Here is a 13,247-nt window from a genome sequence, read left to right on the forward strand (position 1 = left end):
ACAGCGTGCGAAGAACACGCCGTACCGCCATCGTCGCTCTGGTGGTGGCGACCGTGACGTCCGGTCTCGCCGCGCCCGCCCAGGCGCGACCGCGACCGGAGCGGACCTTCGACCTCCAGGCCCACCGCGGCGGCCTCGGGCTGCGGGTGGAGAGCACCCTCGCCTCGTTCGGCAACGCCCTCCAGCTCGGCGTGAGCACGCTGGAACTGGACGTGCAGATCACCGAGGACGGCCAGGCCGTGGTGACCCACGACCGCAAGGTCAGCGGCGCCAAGTGCGTCGACACCGCCCCGGTGCGCCCCGGCGACCCGGAGTTCCCGTACGTCGGCAAGTACGTCAACACCCTCACCCTGGCCCAGGTGCGCACCCTCGACTGCGGATCCCGGACCCTGCCGGACAAGCCCGGCCAACTGGCCGTGCCCGGCGCCCGGATGCCCCTGCTACGGGAGGTCTTCGACCTGGTCAAGCGCTACCGGGCCGACGACGTGACGCTCAACGTGGAGACCAAGGTGGAGGCCGGCGCGCCCACCGAGACCGCACCCCGCGAACAGTTCGTCCAGGTGACCGCACGGGAGATCCGCGCCGCCGGGCTGCTGAAACAGGTCACCATCCAGAGCTTCGACTGGGGCGCGCTCATCCGGATGCGCCAGGTCGAACCTCGGCTGCCGGTGGTGGCCCTGACCAACTACGACTTCCTCCAGGTCGGCCGGCCCGGCGCGTCGCCCTGGCTCGGCGGGCTGGACATCGACGACTTCGACGGCGACCCGATCCGGGCCGTACGCAGCTTCGGCGCGAGCGCGTTCTCCCCGGTGCACGGCTTCCCGCAGAACGGCGCCGTGACGGACCCCGGCTACCAGCCGTACGTCACCCGGGACCTGGTGGACCACGCGCACCGCAACGGGATCAAGGTGATTCCGTGGACGGTCGACGACGTGCCGACCATGGCGAAGCTGATCGACGACGGGGTGGACGGCATCATCACCGACTACCCGGACCGGCTCCGCGACCTGCTGGCCGCGCGCGGCCAGCGGGTGCCCCGGGCGTACGCCTCGCCGTTCGACATCCAGGCGCACCGCGGCGGCCGGGCCACCCGCCCGGAGAACACCCTGCCCGCCTTCGCGCACGCGTTGGAGAACCCGGCGATCTCCACCTTGGAACTGGACACGGGCGTCACCGCCGACGGACATCTGGTGGTGCTGCACGACCGGACGGTCAACGGGTCGCACTGCGTCGACACCGCGCCGGTGCGCCCAGGCGACCCGGAGTTCCCGTACGTCGGCAAGCTGGTGCACGACCTGACCCTGGCCCAGCTGAAGACGGTCGACTGCGGCGCCCGGACGTTGCCGGAGTTCCCGGCCCAGGTCGCCGTGCCCGGCGCCCGGATTCCCGCCCTCGACGAGGTGTTCGCCCTGGTGCGCGCCAGCGGCCGCGACGACGTGCGGCTGAACGTGGAGACGAAGATCAGTCCGCTGGTGGACGACACCGAGCCGTACGCCAGCTTCACCCGCACCCTGGTCGGCGCGATCCAGCGGGCCGGCTTCACCCGCCGGACCACAATCCAGTCGTTCGACTGGCGCACCATCCGCTACGCCCACCAGCTCGACCCCCGGATCGAGACGGTCGCCCTGGTCTGGCAGTACGGCCCGGACGAGTGCACCTCCCTCGCCGACGAATGCTCGCTGCGCGCCGTCTACGGCGACCCGTCGGTGCGGAGCCCGTGGACCGGTGGCCTGGACTGGTGGCAGCACCAGGATCTCGGCAAGCTGGTCCGCGCCTCGGGCGCGACGACGGTGTCAGCCAACTGGCAGGTGCACGACCCGGGCCAGGGCACGGTGAGCTCGGCCGACTGGTACCTGCGGGAGAACCCGGCCTACTTCCATGGCCCCCGGGTGCCGGTGCTCCAGCAGCGGTACGGGCTCACGGTCGTGCCGTACACCGTCAACGATCCGGCGGTGATGCAGCGGGTCATCGACCTGGGGGTGGACGGCCTGATCACCGACGATCCGGACCTGCTGGTCCAGGTGGCCGTGCGCAACGGCCTGCGCTGACGTACCACGCCGGTGGCGCTCCCGCGGGGCGCCACCGGCCGGCGGCAATCCCCTGGCGGGATGGTGTTACCTCCTCGGAGGGCCCGGGTAGACGGCAGGTGCCCGCGCCATGAATGCGAACCGCGCCGTGGCCGACACGCGGTAGCGGGGCGGGGGAGTGCAGGCACTCATCAAATCCTGAGGAGGACCAGATGAGCACGCAGGCTGCATCCACCAGGCCCATAAACCGGCCGATGCAGGAGTCGCCCAACCGAGCGCCGATGCAGGAGGCGCCCAACCGGGCGCCGATGAACGAGGCTCCGACCCGTCAGATGCCGATGGCGCAGGGCGGGCACCGCGAGCGGCCGATGCAGGCAGCGGGGACGGAGACCAAGCTGTCGTTCGCCACGACCGAATTCTGGGTCTACGTCGCCGCCGTGATCGGCGTGCTGGGCGCGTCGTACCTGGTCGGCAGCAACGCGGCCGGGGTGGACGTCTTCCGCGCCCCGCAGGCCTGGTTCCTCATCACCCTGCTGACCATCGGTTACCTGGGTAGCCGGGGCCTGGCCAAGGCGGGCAGCAGCTTCCGCAGCGGTGCAGAGCGCATGGCACGCCACTGACCCACGAGATCAACACCGTGAGAACGGTGGCCCCCGGGACGCGTCCCGGGGGCCACCGTCGTCGTCAACTCACTCGAAGTCGCCACCGAAGTCGTCGCCGCCGAAGTCGCCCTCGAAGGCGTCCCCGATGAGCTCTCCGGCGATCAGGCCACCGGCGACGCCGAGCGCCGCGCCGGCGACCATGCCGCCCATGCCGTGACCCCGGTGGCCGTGGCCGTGGCCGTACTTCTGGGGGCCGCCGAAGCCGGAGGCGCGCAGGCTGCCGTAGCGGGAGGTGGTCTCCCGCAGCCATCCGTCGACGACCTGCGTCCAGTCGACCCGGTCGGCGTCGGCGTGCGACACGGTATAGCGACCGAACGCGTCGTGACCGGCGCTGAGGAAGCCACCCCGCTTGTCGCACTCGAGGATCACCTCGACGCCGTGCGGGCTGGTCACGAAGGTCAGCTCGACCTCGGTGACCGCCTGCGCGTACTGCGGCGCGGCGAAGAACTCGATCTCCTGGTAGAACGGCAGCGTCTGCTGGCTGCCGCGGATGTGCCCGCGCTCCAGGTCGGCGTGCTTGAACCGGAAGCCCAGCCGCTGGAAGGCCTCCAGGATCCGCTCGTGCACCGGCAGCGGGTGGACGTTGACCTGGTCCAGGTCGCTCTTGTCGACCGCGCGGGCGATCGCCAGTTCGGTACGCAGACCCATGGTCATGCCGTGCAGGCGCTGGCCGTACACGTCGGTGATCGGGGTCTCCCACGGCACCGGCAGCTGGAACGGGATGGACAGCTGCTGCTTCGGCGCCAGCTGCAGCGGCCCGCTGACCGCCATCCGCTGGAACTCCATGATGCCGGCGAACTCGGTGTCGCCGCCCTCGATCTCCACCCGGGTGACCAGGCCGACAGTGATCTGCTCGATGTTGGACAGGGCATCGCCGCCGACGATGTTGACCTGCCCGTCGAGGGTCAGGCCGGGCCGGGTGTTCGGGTTGGCCAGGACGGTGTCGACGCTGGGCCCACCCACGCCGAACGCGCTCAGCATCTTCTTGAAGACCATCGACACTCCCGTACGGACGAGACGCTCCAGTGCGGAGCGCGGAGATTTACCCGGCGCACCCTAACCGGAGCCGCTGTGAAGTGCCTGGGAAGCGGACGGGGCAGTGCGTCCGCGTCGGGTTGGCCAGCGGCTGTTCGTGGGCTTGGCCGCTGGTGCGTAGGCTTACCGGCACCCCCGGTAGTTCCGTCGGCCGGGCAGCCCGATGATCAGGGCCGCGCCGACGGTCAGGTGCATGCCGAGCAGCACCAGCCGGCTGCTGGTGCCGACGCCGCTGCCCAGCGGGCCGGCCAGCGAGAGCACCAGCACGATCAGCGCGATGATCCGGAACGTCCGGGCGGGGCGGCGGACGGTGCGCTCCAGCAGCGCGAGCAGGCCCCAGGCGGCCAGGCCGGCGACCAGCGCGGCCGCCGCGACGACGACCGGGCCGATGTGCTGGTTGGCGTCGCCCTGACGGACGGTGAGGTCGATGCCGGCCCACGGGTCGTTGACGACCCACAGGAGGAGGGCGCCGGCCGCTCCCGCGGCGACGGTGATCGCGCGGCCCGCACGCCGTGCGATGGTCCAGGTCGGGTCGGACTGCTGCATGTCGTTCGTCATGCCGACGAGCTTCGCGGTCCAGGCCGGGTGCGCACATCCGGCCGTTAGCTGCGCCGGTGCCCGCTTAGGAGAACCCGACCACCAACTTTGGAAGGTGTCGGCGCCCGCACCCGCCGGTTAGCCTCGCCGGGTGAACAGCTTCTCCCTCGGGGCGGAAGACTGCGACCGCCGCCGCAGCATCGCCTCCCTGGCCACGCTCCTGGCCACGTCCGGCGTGCTCGTCGCGGGGACGATCCTGGGCTGGTGGAGCGACCGCCCGCCCGGCCCGCTGCTCGCGCTCGACCTCGCGGCCGGCGCGCTGAGCTGGCTGCTGACGCCGCTGGTGCTGTGGCGGCCGGTCGCCACCACGGCCGTGCTCACCGTGCTGGCCGCGATCTCGCCGGCGGCCACCCCGCCGGCCACGATCGGCGCGCTACAGGTGGCGCGGCGCCGGCGCGCCCCGGTCGCGATCGCGGTGGCGGTGGCCGGGCTCGCCGCGCACGCGGTCCAAGGCGTCTGGCGGTCCAACGGCGGCATGTCGTACGGCTGGTGGCTGGCGCTGGTCACCATCGGCTACGGTGCGCTGCTCGGCTGGGGTGCCTGGGCGCAGGCCCGCGAAGCGCTGATCCGCTCGCTGCGCGACCGGGCCCGCCGCGCCGAGGCGGAGCAGGGCCGCCGGGTGGCCGTGGCGCGCATGCTGGAACGCCGCAAGATCGCCCGGGAGATGCATGACGTCCTCGCCCACCGCCTGTCGCTGCTGGCCACCTTCGCTGGCGCGATGGAGTACCGTCCGGACTCCTCGCCCGAGCAGTTGTCCCGGGCTGCGGGGGTCGTCCGGGACGGCGTGCACCAGGCGCTCGACGAGCTGCGGGAGGTGATCTCGCTGCTGCGCGACGACGACCCGCCGAACGGCGAAGGCATCCGCCCTCAGCCGGTGCTGGCCGACGTCCCGCGCCTGGTCGAGGAGTCCCGCGACGCCGGCACCGAGGTGCTGCTGCGCGAGGCGGTCGACGAGCCCGCCGAGGCGCCTCCGTCGGTGGCCCGTACGGCGTACCGGGTGATCCAGGAGGGCCTGACCAACGCCCGCAAACACGCCGCCGGCCAGCCGGTCCAGGTCGCCCTGCACGGCGGGCCCGGCGCGGGCCTGGAGATCGACGTACGCAATGCGCTGACGCCGGATCGGGCGGCGCCGCCCGGGTGGTCCGGGGGCGCCGGGCTGGTCGGGCTCACCGAGCGGGTGCACCTGGCCGGCGGACAGCTCGACCACCAGGTGGTCGGCGGCGAGTTCCGGCTGCACGCGTCGATACCATGGCCGGCGTGACCCCGCCGCCGGTACGCGTACTCGTCGTCGACGACGACGCGCTTGTCCGCGCCGGGCTGACCATGATGCTCGACGGTGCCCCGGGCATCGCAGTGGTCGGCGAGGCCGCCGACGGCGACCAGGTGCCGGCCGCGGTCGACGCACACGCCCCCGACGTCGTGCTGATGGACCTAGGCATGCCCCGGGTCGACGGGATAACCGCCACCCGCCGCCTGCGGGCCCGCCCGCGGCCGCCCGAGGTCATCGTGCTGACCACGTTCGACACCGACGAGAACATCCTGTACGCGCTGCGTGCCGGGGCCAGCGGCTTCCTACTCAAGGACACCCCGCCGGCCCGGATCGCCGAGGCGGTCCGGCAGGTCGCGGCCGGCGAGCCGATCCTGTCCCCACGGATCACCCGCCGGCTGATGGACCGGGTCGCCGTCCAGGCCGGCGCGTACGCCCGGGCCAAGGCCACCCTCGCGGCGCTCAGCCCGCGCGAGCACGACGTCGTCGTGGCGATCGGCCAGGGCCGCAACAACGCCGAGATAGCCACCGCGCTCAACATGACCCTGGCCACCGTGAAGACCCATGTCTCGCACATCCTGACCAAGCTCGACCTCGACAACCGTACTCAGATAGCGCTTCTCGCCCACGACGCCGGCCTCGTCTGACCGCGTGCCACGGCGTCGCCGCGGGCTCCCGAAGACCGCCGCCGGCCGCCGTGCGGTCGCCCTTGGACAAGCACACCGTCGCCATCCTGCACGAACACCGCCGCCGGCAACTCGAGCATTGTCGCGACCGGCGCCAAGCCGCCGGCAACGCATGGAGCGACTCCCGGGTATGTGTTCACCCGAAAGACGGCGAGCCGATCAACCCGACGATCTGAAACCCTGCAAGACCTGCTCGGGCACTCCAGTATCGTGGATGCCGGCCCTGCACCCTGAGCAGGCGCTGCTGCTGGAGGTCACCGCGGTCGTCTGAGAAAGTTCGGAAATTTCTCCGCGCGGATGTCGAGAACCGGAGCGGCGGCTTCTACCTCAGGGTGGAAGCACCGAGAATCGGTGCTCGGACGTGAGGAGCCAGCCGTGAAGTACATGCTGCTGATGCAGTTCAGCGCCGCCGGGACCGACTTCCCCTCGATCGACACCTGGACGCCGGAGGAGATCGCCGCGCACATCGCGTTCATGCGGGAGGTGGACGGCAAGCTCTCCGCCGACGGCGAGCTGGTCCAGGCCGAGGGGCTGGCCGGGCCGCAGCAGGCGCGGATCGTCCGGGCCGGCGCGGGCGGCGCGCCGGTGGTCACCGAGGGGCCGTTCGCCGAGACCAAGGAGTTCCTCGCCGGCTGGTGGATCGTCGACTGCGAGACCCCGCAGCGGGCGGTCGGGATCGCCGCGTACATCTCCACCGCCCCCGGCCCCGGCGGCCGTCCGCTGAACATGCCGATCGAGGTGCACCCGATCATGTCGGCGCCGCCCCAGGAGCTGTGACGCCTGGACACCCCGGACCGACCCGCCGAGGACCTGCTGCGCGAGCTGGCGCCGCAGGTCCTCGGCGTGCTCGCCCGCCGGTTCGGCGACTTTGCCACCGCCGAGGACGCCGTCCAGGAGGCGCTGCTCGACGCGGCCACCCAGTGGGCGACGGAGGGGCTGCCGGACAACCCGCGCGGCTGGCTGGTCCAGGTCGCCTACCGCCGGATGATCGAGCTGGTCCGGGCCGAGACGGCCCGGCGCGAGCGGGAGGACCACGCCGCCCGGCGGGAGCCCGACCTGCGGCGCACGGCCCCGGCGGCGGACGAGTCGCTGGCGACGGACCGGGATGACACCCTGGTGCTGCTCTTCCTCTGTTGCCATCCCACGCTGTCGACGGCGTCGGCGATCGCGTTGACCCTGCGGGCCGTGGGCGGGCTCAGCACCGCCGAGATCGCCCGGGCGTTCCTCGTCCCCGAGGCCACCATGGCCCAGCGGATCAGCCGCGCCAAGCAGCGCATCCGGGACTCCGGGGTGCCGTTCCGGCTGCCCGACCAGCGTGACCGGCAGGACCGGCTGGCCGCCGTGCTGCACGTGCTCTACCTGATCTTCACCGAGGGACACACCGCCAGCCTCGGCCCCGACCTGCGCCGGGTGGACCTGTCGGAGGAGGCGGTCCGGCTGACCCGGGCCATGCACGCGCTGCTGCCCGACGACAGCGAGGTCGCCGGGCTGCTCGCACTGATGCTGCTCACCGACGCCCGGGCCGCCGCCCGCACCGGCCCGTCCGGTGAGCTGATCTCGCTGGCCGACCAGGACAGGAGCCGCTGGGACGCCGCCGCCATCACCGAGGGGACCACGCTGGTCACCCGGGCGATGGCCCGGGGGCCGGTCGGCCCGTACCAGCTCCAGGCCGCGATCGCCGCGCTGCACGACGAGGCGCCCAGCGCCGACGCCACCGACTGGCCGCAGATCCTCGCCCTCTACCAGGTGCTCGAACGACTCTCCGGCAACCCGGTGGTCTCGCTCAACCGGGCGGTGGCGGCCGCCATGGTGGACGGTCCCGAGGCCGGCCTGGCGGCGCTCGCCACGCTCGCCACCGACCCCCGGCTCGCCGGGCACCACCGGCTCGACGCGGCCCGGGCGCACCTTCACGAGATGGCCGATGACCGGAAGCGGGCGGTGGCGCACTACCGGGCGGCGGCCGGCGGCACGACCAGCCTGCCCGAACAGCGCTACCTGACCATGCGGGCCGCCCGGCTCGCCGGCGGGGCGGCGGACGGCTGACCCCGGCCGACCGGGTGGTCGTACCCGGAAGGGGAGGTGGCCGGGTCCGCGCGGACCCGGCCACCGGTCGTGCGAGGGCCTCAGCTCGCGGTGCAGGTCACCGCAGGCGCGGCGTTGGTGCCGTTCCAGCTGGCGATGAAGCCGAAGCTGGTGCTGGCCCCGGCGCCGAGCCGCCCGGGTTCCCGCCCGGCACGCCGGGACGGCCTGTGGCGACCCACGCCGACCGCGGGCCGCCACAGGGGCGATCATCCCTACCTCAGGATGTGGCGTCACCGGCACTGAACCGGTCAAGTCAGGAGCTGCTGCCCCGGCTGCGCGAGCTGTGAAGCCGCGGGCTGATCGGTCGGTGGACACCCTGGCGGAGGCTCCCCTGCCCGCGCCGAAGGGCGACCCGGCTCCGCCCGGCGTGTGGCCCGCCCTGGCAGGCCGGGCCGGCGGGCTCGACGGGTCTGGTCGGCGCTGGGACCGGTGGCGGCCCGCTTTGGAGCTGATGTCGTGAACGGATCACGGGCGAAGGCCCGCCCGCCGCCGGCCGCCGGACCGCAACCGTGAGTCGTTTACAACATCAGCTCCAAAGCGTCTGCGACACACCTCAGGACTGCCGCTCGGCCGGCGACGCTCACGGAACCCTCACTCGGCGGGCCGACGCCTGGGAACCACCGCTCGCCGGGCCGACGCCTCGGAATCACGTGCAGGGCGCCGCGCCCCGGCAGGTTGCCGACGCGATCCGTGCCCTGCTCACTGACGACCCTGGCAGGGTGAAGGCATGCGTATCGGAAACACGGAGGTCCGCCCGGTCGGCGGGGGCATCGGCTGCCTCCTGATGATCCTCTTCTCGATCCTCGCCTCGGTCGTGCTGACGGTGCTGCTCAACCTCGTCCTCTGACGCGGCCGCGTCGGTCCGGGCCTTGTCCCTGTTCACACCCTCGGTCAAAGGGGACGCCAGTTGGCCGGGTCGGTGGGGGTGGGGACCAGGCGGAGGGAGGCGGCCAGGCGGAGGGCACCGGTACGGCCACCGACCGCGGTGAGGGCGGCCTGGGATTCCGTGCCGACCTCGGCGACGCAGTCGGCGCAGCCGGGCAGTTGCGCGACCCGGTAGGCACCCAGGCCCTTCGGGCCGTCCATTGCCGAGCCGAGCCGACCGTCCACCATGGTCCTGGAGCGGCCGAAGTCGCTCCCGTCCCCGGCGAACATCCCGTTGCTCACGCCGATGGAGAGGTCCCGGCGAGTCGCCTCGGCACCGGTCCCGCCAGGCACGAGGTAGCGCGCGTCGGCGTCCAGCCACCTCCCGTCCCAGGTGCGCAGCTCGACGCCGGCGAGCGTGGCACGGGCCGGGACGGCGACCGGCCGGAACGGCACGGTGACGCGCTGGTCCTGCCAGGTCAGCCCGGTGGCAACCTGACGCGCGACCTGCTCGGGCTCGGTGAAGCTCCGCACGGTGACGGAGATCCAGCCGTCCGGCGCGTACTCCCACGACAGCAGCGTCTGCTCCCCGTCGCCGTGCAGGAACGCCGGGTGCCCGTCGACCGGCGCTGCCGCCCTGCCGGGGGCCTCCCCGACCGGCACCCCACTTCCCACCAGTCCCGACCCGAGTTGCGGCGAGAAGATGTCGACGCCACGCGCGCCCATCCGGACCGTGACCGACCGGGCTGAGCCCATCATCGGTCCCGGCTCCGCCGGCCCGCCCGGGACCAGCGCGTCCGGCACGTCCGCCTCCGCCGAGAGGATCGCGACGCCGGTCAGGCTCGACTGGTGGACGGCGCCCGGCGGAACCCACCCGAGCCGGAACGACCGCCGGGTCGGGTCGAACCGGGCCGGCGCCACCCTCGGCGCCTCCCCCCGGGTGGTGGTGGGAGCGCCTGCCGCCGCGACGGAGAGGGTCTGGGCGGGGCGGCTCGGGGCGACGGTCGGGACGCTCCGGTCGGGCGACGGCGACCCCTGGTCGGCGCGCGTGGTCGACGGGCCCGCCCCGTCCACCAGGCCGGCCGACCCGAGCAGCACGACCGCGGCGACCGCCGCCACCGCGCCGGCGGCGAGCCCGCGTTGACGTCGCACCGCCCGCTGCCCCGCGACCAGCAGCGTCTCCGTCGGCACTCCTCCGGCCGGCAGTTCGTCAGCCGCCCTCGCCAACAGGGCCCGGACCACCGTCTCCTCGTTCCCGGTCATCGGTTCACCTCCGTCGCGTCTTCCAGCGGCAGCTGCCTGCGCAGCGCGGCCAGCCCCCGCGCCGTCTGGCTCTTCACGTTCCCGGCCGAGCAGCCGAGCACCTCGGCGGTCTGCTCGACGCTGAGGTCGGCATAGAAGCGCAGCACCAGCACCACCCGCTGGCCGGGCGGCACCGCCGCCAGCGCGGCCCGCACCGCCACCGCGTCCACCACGGACTCCCCCGGGCCGGATGGTCCGCCCCGAGGCTCGGGCTCGGGTGCCCGCTCGAAGAGCTGCACACCGAACCACCGGGAGCGCCGCTCCTGCCGGAACGCGTTGACCAGCATCCGGTGCACGTACGCGCCGACGTCGTCGGCACCCCGCGCCCGGCCCCACTTCACGTAGAGCCGGGTGAGGGTCTGCTGCACCACGTCGTCGGCCCGGTGCGCGTCACCGGTCAGCAGGTACGCGGTCCGTCGCAGCTTCGGTGTCACCGCCTCGACGAACTCCACGTACTCCTGCCGCTGCGTGGCATGCATCGACCACTCCCCGTTCCGGACGCCGACGTCCTCACCGTACGGATGGGCGGCGGAAACGGTTGCACGGCTCACGGAAGTCTCCAGGTGGACTCGTCGCCGGGACGGTCGACCAGGCGGACGGTGGCGGCGAGGGCGAGGGCACCGTCCGGGCCGCCCAGCGCGGCGAGGCCCCGGATGGTGAATGCCGCGACCTCGGCGGCGCAGTCCGCGCCCAGCCCACCCACCCGGTACGTCCCGAGGCCGCTCGGCGCGCCGTCCACCCGGACCGTCCGTTCGGCGACGGTCGTTCCGTCCGGGTCGTCCCGCACCACACCGACGGTCAGGTCCTCGTGCGGTCCCGCCGAGCCGATCAGCCGATACCCACAACGTGCCCGGTGCCACCGACCGTCCCGCCAGTCGACGACCGTCCCGTCCCAGCGCGCACCGTCGGGTGGGGTCACGGCGAGGAAGGGCACCCGGACCGGCTGCTCCGCCCAGACCAGCCCCTCGGCGATCCGCCGCAGCGTCTCGGCGGGGCGGGGCAGGTTGGTGCCCAGCACGGTCACCGTCGCGTCGGGGGCGTACTTCCAGGACAGCGAGGTATGCCCGTCCTCCGGGTCGGTGCACAGCCGCGCCGGTCGGCCGTGCACCGGTACGGCCGGGCCACTCCGCCAGCCGCGGTACGTCGCGGACACATCCACGTCCGAGTCCACCCGCACCGACACCACCCGGCTCCCTGCCATCGGACCCGTCGGCGGGCCTTCCCAGGCGATCAGGGACTGCTCCCGCCGCCGGCTGGAGCACGTTCGGTGGGTCATCCCGTCGGGCAGCCAGTCCGGCCGGAAGAGCGGGCGTGCCAGGGGTTCCTGTCTGCCGTACATCGGTCGCTCCCCCGCGTCGTCAGCGCTGTCACCCTTGGGATGGCCGCAGCGGCGGAAACGGTTGCACGCGCCGGCCCCACGGTGGCGCCCACCGGCGAGCCGGTCAGGCCGGGCGCAGGTCCAGCTCGGCGACGACCGGATAGTGGTCGGAGGCCCGGTCGGTGTCCCCGTCGCGGACCACCCGCACCTCGCGGGTCAGCGCCGCGACCTGTGCGGCAGGCGCGGCCGGTCAGCGAGCCGGCGAGGGGCGACGTTGCACAGGCCGCAATCAGGTTTGAGGACGGACACCACCGGTCGGGCCGCGCGCCGCCTCCCGCGCACCGCCGGCCACTGGTCAGGCCGCCGTCCGCAGCGCGGTCTCGACCCGCCGGCGCAGGTCGTCGAGGCTCAGCCCGGCCTCGGTGAGCACCAGGGCGGCGAGGCCGCCGCCCTCGCGGAGCAGGCCGAGCAGGATGTGCTCGGTGCCGATGTGGCGGTGGCGCAGCCGGATCGCCTCGCGCAGGGAGAGCTCCAGCACCTTCCGGGCCCGGGGGGAGAACCGTGAGTCGTCGTGCCGCCGGAAGCCCCAGCGGCGGCGCGGCGCGGGCGCGGCCTCGCGCAGCGCGTCGGGGCCAAAGGACTCCTCGATCCGGGCGACGATGGCGGTGAGGTCGATGCCGATCTCCCGCAGCGCGGCGGCGTCGGCCTCGCCGAGCCCGCTGGCGCCGGGCGCGGTGTGCCGGGCGATGGCGGCGCGCAGGTCTTCGGCGCGCACCCCCGCCTCGGTGAGCACCCGGCCGGCCAGGGCGTCGCCGTCGGCGAGCACGCCGAGCAGCAGGTGCTCCGTGCCGACCGGCCGCTGCCGCTCGGCCCGCGCCTCGTCGACCGCCCGGTTGACGACCGCACGGGCCCGGTCGGTGAACCGTTCGAACATCACGCCTCCCAGGATCCTCGGACCGCCGGTCGCCCGGCATGCTTCTTGTGGACCGCCTGCCGGCTGACCTCGAGCGTGTCGGCGATGTCCTGCCAGGACCAGCCCTGTCGACGGGCGTTGTCCACCTGGACGACCTCCAGCCGTTCGAGGAGCCGGCGCAGGGCGAGCACCGCCCGGAGCCCGACCTTCGGGTCGGTGCTGCCGGCTGCCGCCGCGAGTTCCGTTGCCTGACTCATGTCGTCAACTTACGTTGACACCTCCGGTGTTGTCAACCCCCGTTGACAGATCCGTGTCGAAGCCCCTGCGCCGCGGCTGCCCGATCCCGGCCCGGCCGGCCGCAGATCCGGTAACTCCCACCTTTCGTGGTTCCAGTGCGCCCCGAGCCGTCGCGTTCGAACATCCGGTGCGTGGACTTGCGCCGACTGCCTACTGTCGATGCATTGCTGTCGATCGCGGCGGGCGTGGAGGCATGA

Annotated in this window: 13 protein-coding genes; 6 read left to right on the forward strand and 7 right to left on the reverse strand. The window is 73.4% G+C overall.

Annotated features, from left to right (window positions below; genetic code table 11):
• Positions 1–5 precede the first annotated feature (5 nt).
• Both ABZ807_RS12110 and ABZ807_RS12115 read left to right on the forward strand, forming a co-directional pair.
• Positions 6–2,048 (forward strand): glycerophosphodiester phosphodiesterase family protein, encoded by a 2,043-nt coding sequence (locus ABZ807_RS12110; RefSeq protein ID WP_357155643.1) that lies wholly within the window; start codon positions 6–8, stop codon positions 2,046–2,048.
• A 233-nt stretch (positions 2,049–2,281) separates the two neighbouring features.
• Positions 2,282–2,647, forward strand: a complete 366-nt coding sequence (locus ABZ807_RS12115) for a hypothetical protein (protein ID WP_357155645.1) — start codon at positions 2,282–2,284, stop codon at positions 2,645–2,647.
• A gap of 69 nt (positions 2,648–2,716) precedes the next feature.
• On the opposite strand, the gene ABZ807_RS12120 is transcribed toward ABZ807_RS12115, so the two are convergent.
• Positions 2,717–3,685, reverse strand: coding sequence for a sporulation protein (locus ABZ807_RS12120; protein ID WP_357155647.1), 969 nt, complete (start codon positions 3,683–3,685; stop codon positions 2,717–2,719).
• A gap of 162 nt (positions 3,686–3,847) precedes the next feature.
• Entirely contained in the window at positions 3,848–4,282 is a 435-nt protein-coding gene (locus ABZ807_RS12125) for a DUF6069 family protein (RefSeq protein ID WP_357155649.1), read from the reverse strand.
• Between the two features lie 130 nt (positions 4,283–4,412).
• Here ABZ807_RS12125 and ABZ807_RS12130 point away from each other — a divergent pair, with 130 nt between their 5' ends.
• The 4 genes from ABZ807_RS12130 (at position 4,413) to ABZ807_RS12145 (ending at position 8,317) form a co-directional block, all read left to right on the forward strand.
• Complete coding sequence (locus tag ABZ807_RS12130; protein ID WP_357155650.1) at positions 4,413–5,582, forward strand: histidine kinase; 1,170 nt, start codon at positions 4,413–4,415, stop codon at positions 5,580–5,582.
• Positions 5,570–6,235 carry a response regulator transcription factor gene (locus ABZ807_RS12135; protein WP_357155652.1) on the forward strand — a complete coding sequence of 222 codons (666 nt, stop codon included), beginning with the start codon at positions 5,570–5,572 and terminating at the stop codon, positions 6,233–6,235. The genes ABZ807_RS12130 and ABZ807_RS12135 overlap by 13 nt, the downstream gene beginning before the upstream one ends.
• A gap of 423 nt (positions 6,236–6,658) precedes the next feature.
• Positions 6,659–7,051 carry a YciI family protein gene (locus ABZ807_RS12140; protein WP_357156102.1) on the forward strand — a complete coding sequence of 131 codons (393 nt, stop codon included), beginning with the start codon at positions 6,659–6,661 and terminating at the stop codon, positions 7,049–7,051.
• Positions 7,052–7,054: 3 nt separating this feature from the next.
• On the forward strand, positions 7,055–8,317 hold the full coding sequence (locus ABZ807_RS12145) for a sigma-70 family RNA polymerase sigma factor (protein ID WP_357156106.1): 1,263 nt from the start codon (positions 7,055–7,057) through the stop codon (positions 8,315–8,317).
• A gap of 930 nt (positions 8,318–9,247) precedes the next feature.
• Here the strand turns inward: ABZ807_RS12145 and ABZ807_RS12150 are convergent.
• The 5 genes from ABZ807_RS12150 to ABZ807_RS12170 all read right to left on the reverse strand — a co-directional run bounded on the left by ABZ807_RS12150 (position 9,248) and on the right by ABZ807_RS12170 (position 13,010).
• Positions 9,248–10,483, reverse strand: a complete 1,236-nt coding sequence (locus ABZ807_RS12150) for a hypothetical protein (RefSeq protein WP_357155654.1) — start codon at positions 10,481–10,483, stop codon at positions 9,248–9,250.
• A complete protein-coding gene (locus tag ABZ807_RS12155; protein WP_357155656.1) occupies positions 10,480–11,001 on the reverse strand; it encodes a SigE family RNA polymerase sigma factor in 522 nt (173 codons plus the stop codon). Before ABZ807_RS12155 ends, ABZ807_RS12150 begins: the two co-directional genes overlap by 4 nt.
• 68 nt (positions 11,002–11,069) lie before the next feature.
• Positions 11,070–11,861: a hypothetical protein gene (locus tag ABZ807_RS12160; RefSeq protein ID WP_357155658.1), complete on the reverse strand. Its 792-nt coding sequence runs from the start codon at positions 11,859–11,861 to the stop codon at positions 11,070–11,072.
• Between the two features lie 334 nt (positions 11,862–12,195).
• Complete coding sequence (locus tag ABZ807_RS12165) at positions 12,196–12,774, reverse strand: Clp protease N-terminal domain-containing protein (protein ID WP_357156109.1); 579 nt, start codon at positions 12,772–12,774, stop codon at positions 12,196–12,198.
• Entirely contained in the window at positions 12,774–13,010 is a 237-nt protein-coding gene (locus ABZ807_RS12170) for a helix-turn-helix domain-containing protein (protein WP_357155660.1), read from the reverse strand. The genes ABZ807_RS12165 and ABZ807_RS12170 overlap by 1 nt, the downstream gene beginning before the upstream one ends.
• Between the last annotated feature and the right edge of the window lie 237 nt (positions 13,011–13,247).

Origin of the sequence: Micromonospora sp. NPDC047548, assembly GCF_040642975.1 — a bacterium.
Taxonomy (GTDB): domain Bacteria; phylum Actinomycetota; class Actinomycetes; order Mycobacteriales; family Micromonosporaceae; genus Micromonospora.

Coding starts and splice junctions, on each gene's coding strand:
- ABZ807_RS12120 (WP_357155647.1), bottom strand. CDS start 3,685: ATGGTCTTCAAGAAGATGCTGAGCGCGTTCGGCGTGGGTGGGCCCAGC.
- ABZ807_RS12125 (WP_357155649.1), bottom strand. CDS start 4,282: ATGACGAACGACATGCAGCAGTCCGACCCGACCTGGACCATCGCACGG.
- ABZ807_RS12160 (WP_357155658.1), bottom strand. CDS start 11,861: ATGTACGGCAGACAGGAACCCCTGGCACGCCCGCTCTTCCGGCCGGAC.
- ABZ807_RS12115 (WP_357155645.1), top strand. CDS start 2,282: ATGCAGGAGTCGCCCAACCGAGCGCCGATGCAGGAGGCGCCCAACCGG.
- ABZ807_RS12165 (WP_357156109.1), bottom strand. CDS start 12,774: ATGTTCGAACGGTTCACCGACCGGGCCCGTGCGGTCGTCAACCGGGCG.
- ABZ807_RS12140 (WP_357156102.1), top strand. CDS start 6,659: ATGCTGCTGATGCAGTTCAGCGCCGCCGGGACCGACTTCCCCTCGATC.
- ABZ807_RS12135 (WP_357155652.1), top strand. CDS start 5,570: ATGGCCGGCGTGACCCCGCCGCCGGTACGCGTACTCGTCGTCGACGAC.
- ABZ807_RS12170 (WP_357155660.1), bottom strand. CDS start 13,010: ATGAGTCAGGCAACGGAACTCGCGGCGGCAGCCGGCAGCACCGACCCG.
- ABZ807_RS12155 (WP_357155656.1), bottom strand. CDS start 11,001: ATGCATGCCACGCAGCGGCAGGAGTACGTGGAGTTCGTCGAGGCGGTG.
- ABZ807_RS12150 (WP_357155654.1), bottom strand. CDS start 10,483: ATGACCGGGAACGAGGAGACGGTGGTCCGGGCCCTGTTGGCGAGGGCG.